This is a genomic window from Streptococcus mitis (assembly GCF_001579035.1).
In the GTDB taxonomy this organism is placed as follows: Bacteria; Bacillota; Bacilli; order Lactobacillales; family Streptococcaceae; genus Streptococcus; species Streptococcus mitis_J.
In genome coordinates, this window is record NZ_KQ970290.1 from 87,790 (window position 1) to 90,716 (window position 2,927).

5 protein-coding genes and 2 pseudogenes are annotated in these 2,927 nt (G+C 39.7%); 5 read left to right on the forward strand and 2 right to left on the reverse strand.

Going from position 1 to position 2,927, the window contains the following annotated elements; genetic code table 11:
* Nucleotides 1–33: 33 nt before the first annotated feature.
* Both ftsL and rsmH read right to left on the reverse strand, forming a co-directional pair.
* Nucleotides 34–351, reverse strand: a complete 318-nt coding sequence (ftsL, locus tag SMIDD26_RS08585; RefSeq protein WP_000840840.1) for a cell division protein FtsL — start codon at nucleotides 349–351, stop codon at nucleotides 34–36.
* An 11-nt stretch (nucleotides 352–362) separates the two neighbouring features.
* Nucleotides 363–1,313 carry a 16S rRNA (cytosine(1402)-N(4))-methyltransferase RsmH gene (gene rsmH, locus SMIDD26_RS08590; RefSeq protein ID WP_061439833.1) on the reverse strand — a complete coding sequence of 317 codons (951 nt, stop codon included), beginning with the start codon at nucleotides 1,311–1,313 and terminating at the stop codon, nucleotides 363–365.
* Between the two features lie 165 nt (nucleotides 1,314–1,478).
* Here rsmH and SMIDD26_RS08595 point away from each other — a divergent pair, with 165 nt between their 5' ends.
* The 5 genes and pseudogenes from SMIDD26_RS08595 to SMIDD26_RS13270 all read left to right on the forward strand — a co-directional run.
* Nucleotides 1,479–1,673, forward strand: a complete 195-nt coding sequence (locus tag SMIDD26_RS08595) for a helix-turn-helix transcriptional regulator (protein WP_001082472.1) — start codon at nucleotides 1,479–1,481, stop codon at nucleotides 1,671–1,673.
* 15 nt (nucleotides 1,674–1,688) lie between these two features.
* Nucleotides 1,689–2,229 (forward strand): annotated as a pseudogene (locus tag SMIDD26_RS11865) (DUF3278 domain-containing protein).
* A gap of 9 nt (nucleotides 2,230–2,238) precedes the next feature.
* Entirely contained in the window at nucleotides 2,239–2,481 is a 243-nt protein-coding gene (locus SMIDD26_RS08610) for a hypothetical protein (RefSeq protein WP_061439836.1), read from the forward strand.
* A gap of 9 nt (nucleotides 2,482–2,490) precedes the next feature.
* Nucleotides 2,491–2,817 carry a hypothetical protein gene (locus tag SMIDD26_RS08615; protein WP_061439837.1) on the forward strand — a complete coding sequence of 109 codons (327 nt, stop codon included), beginning with the start codon at nucleotides 2,491–2,493 and terminating at the stop codon, nucleotides 2,815–2,817.
* Nucleotides 2,818–2,843: 26 nt separating this feature from the next.
* Nucleotides 2,844–2,927 (forward strand): annotated as a pseudogene (locus tag SMIDD26_RS13270) (DUF3278 domain-containing protein); the annotation flags it as partial.

Genomic DNA, 2,927 nt, shown 5'->3' on the forward strand with positions numbered 1-2,927 from the left:
AAATCGGGTTATTCTTTTTGTCCACTTCATATCTTACTCCGCTATTCGAATATTTTCATTGTTTAATTGCAAATCGTGTGAATTGGCAATTTCTTTCAAACGTTCTGCACGTAATAGTTCATTGACCTCTTGCTTGGCATCGTCCAATTCGGTCTTCTTTTCCTCTATCTGCGCATTGATTTTTGTCAAATCATTCTGTACTTGCAAAAGCTTGGTCTGCATAAAAATAATACTAATTGCTACAATAAGAGTGGTTACAGCAATGGAAAAGTAAAAAGCTTTTTCCACACGCGAAAACCGTTTAAGTTGCATCTGTAGTATTTGACCTGTTTTTTCCATTCTTTCTGCCATCTTTTTTCCTCTTACTTGTGAATTTTTCTGGCCACGCGCAACTTGGCTGAGTGCGAGCGGTTATTGGCTTCTAATTCTTCTGCACTTGGCAAGATTGGCTTACGGGATACCAATTCCATCTTGGGCTTGAGATCATCTGGGATGAAGGGTAAGCCTTTTGGAACTTCAACTGTTGAAGCTTCCTTGAACAATTGCTTGGTCAAGCGATCTTCTAAGGAATGAAAGGTAATCACTGAAATTCTACCATCCAGAGCCAACATATCCATAGCCTGCTGGATGGACTCATCTGCCGCTCCCAGTTCATCATTGACTTCAATTCGAATAGCCTGGAAAATCTGCTTAGCAGGATGACCCTTCTTCTTGAGCTCCTTGGCAGGCTTGGCCGACTTGATAATTTCTGCCAATTCAGTCGTAGTCTCGATAGGTTTCAGATCACGCGCTTGTTCAATCTTGCGGGCAATCTGTTTAGAAAATTTATCCTCGCCATACTTGAAGAAAATACGAACCAAGTCATGATAGTCATAATGGTTCACCACTTCATAGGCTGTCAGACTAGCATCCTGATTCATCCGCATGTCCAGTGGCGCATCCTTTTTATAAGAAAAACCACGCTCACGCTGGTCCAGCTGAGGACTAGACACTCCCAAGTCATAACAAATTCCATCAATTTCCTGAACACCAGCTTCGCGCAAACGTGCCTGTAAATGACGGAAGTTATCCTTGATAAAGGTTACCATCCCTTTTTCGATATAGGGTGCCAAGCGTTTTTGCGCATTGTCAATGGCATTCTGGTCCTGGTCAAAGGCATAGAGATGGCCTTTTTCACTCAATTTACTTAATAAATACTCGCTATGGCCTGCTCCACCCAAAGTCGCATCAACGTAGATACCCTCGGGCTTTACGTCAAGCATATCAATCGTTTCGTGGAGTAAGACCGTTACATGATGAAATTCTTTTGTCATATCTTATCTATTTTACCACAAATCTGACTAGCTTGCACTAGTCAGACAAATAGGCAAAAAAAAGTAAGATTTCTTTAAGAAATATGTCAAATATGCTTGACATTCGTTCTATAGAAGAATATAATATAGTCAAATATATACGACATACTTCAGAAAGGAGACCAGATGAATCGTGTGAAAGAATTTCGCAAGGAATTGGGTATTTCCCAGCTCGAGCTAGCCAAGGATATAGGTGTCTCGAGACAAACCATCAATATGATTGAGAACGACAAGTACAACCCAACTCTGGAACTCTGTCTCAATCTCGCCCGCAGCCTCCAAACTGACCTCAACAGTCTCTTTTGGGAGGAAGATTTTTAAAAAAGGAGCAAACTCATGAAAAAAGAAACCTTTACTGAAAAACTGATCAAACGCACATACGGTATTTCTGGTCCCCTTGACGAATACAAACGGCGTGAGACCGATCGTATCGGCAATCAAGTCTTTATCGTCCTCTTTTATCTGATGATTTTCGGAAATCTTATTCCACTCCTTCTGGCCTATAAATACCCTCAAGAAGTGGCTCTAATCTATCCTCCTCTGATTTTAGTGATTGCCCTCATCTCTGCTGGCTATGTCACCTACAAAATAGAAAAAAACAGGAATTACAGCTATTGATCCAGATATGCTGAATGAGAAAGAAAGTAAGCAACTACATTACCCAGGTCTGAAAGCAGGTTTGTTCTTTGGTCTATGGATGTTTTTTATAACGCCTCTCCTCAATATACTCATAGGTGACGGTCAGGACTATTTTCAGTCTCTTCTCACTATAAGAAATGCTGTATCAAGCATTCTCGGTTCTGTCTTCTTCGGAGCGAGCATACAGTTTCTCATCTCCCGTCGCATTGCAAAAGCCAAGAAAGACCAGGATGATTAGGAGGAAGCTATGAAAAAAGAAAAGAAACAGTTACCTTATCCTGGTCTGAAAGCAGGTTCGATTTATGGAACAGTGATATTTTTTATAATTCCACTCATTGATACCCTAACAAGTGAAAATTCAAATTTTATCAGTTCTCTTCTAAATACAAAACATATTTTTAAAACTATACTAGGAGCTTTCTTTTTCGGAGTGATGATACATATTGTCGACTCACTTCGTATTGCAAGAGCTAAAAAAGACCAGAATTAGGAGGTACCTATGAAATCACTACTAATTTTACTTACCTATCATCTTTTGTTCAGTTCTCTGCTCATCTTCATCATCATTTCAGGGAACTTGCCAATCGACGAGACATTCCTCGTGCTAGTCTTTATTCTAGCACTTAACAAAGGACTGACTTATCTAAAGATTGACTCCCCAAAAACGCGCACACTTAACTTAGCACTGTACTTTATGATTCTATCTTTACCACAACTGATGCTCGTCTCAGGCAATTGGAAGTATTATTTACTGCTGACTATCGCTAGCCTTTCTTCTATCACTTATCTTTATTATCTCTATCAATTCGTAAAAGAAAGTCAGTAAAACCGCTCATTTAGGAGGTTACTAGCATGAAAAAAGAAGACTTAACCACTCGCCTACTTCGAAATCTCTTTCACATCCAAGGTCCTTTTGATGAATGCCGACAAGAAATT

Excerpts from the sequence above, each read along its gene's own strand:
- ftsL (WP_000840840.1), bottom strand. The coding sequence starts at position 351 with ATGGCAGAAAGAATGGAAAAAACAGGTCAAATACTACAGATGCAACTT.
- SMIDD26_RS08615 (WP_061439837.1), top strand. The coding sequence starts at position 2,491 with ATGAAATCACTACTAATTTTACTTACCTATCATCTTTTGTTCAGTTCT.
- rsmH (WP_061439833.1), bottom strand. The coding sequence starts at position 1,313 with ATGACAAAAGAATTTCATCATGTAACGGTCTTACTCCACGAAACGATT.
- SMIDD26_RS08595 (WP_001082472.1), top strand. The coding sequence starts at position 1,479 with ATGAATCGTGTGAAAGAATTTCGCAAGGAATTGGGTATTTCCCAGCTC.
- SMIDD26_RS08610 (WP_061439836.1), top strand. The coding sequence starts at position 2,239 with ATGAAAAAAGAAAAGAAACAGTTACCTTATCCTGGTCTGAAAGCAGGT.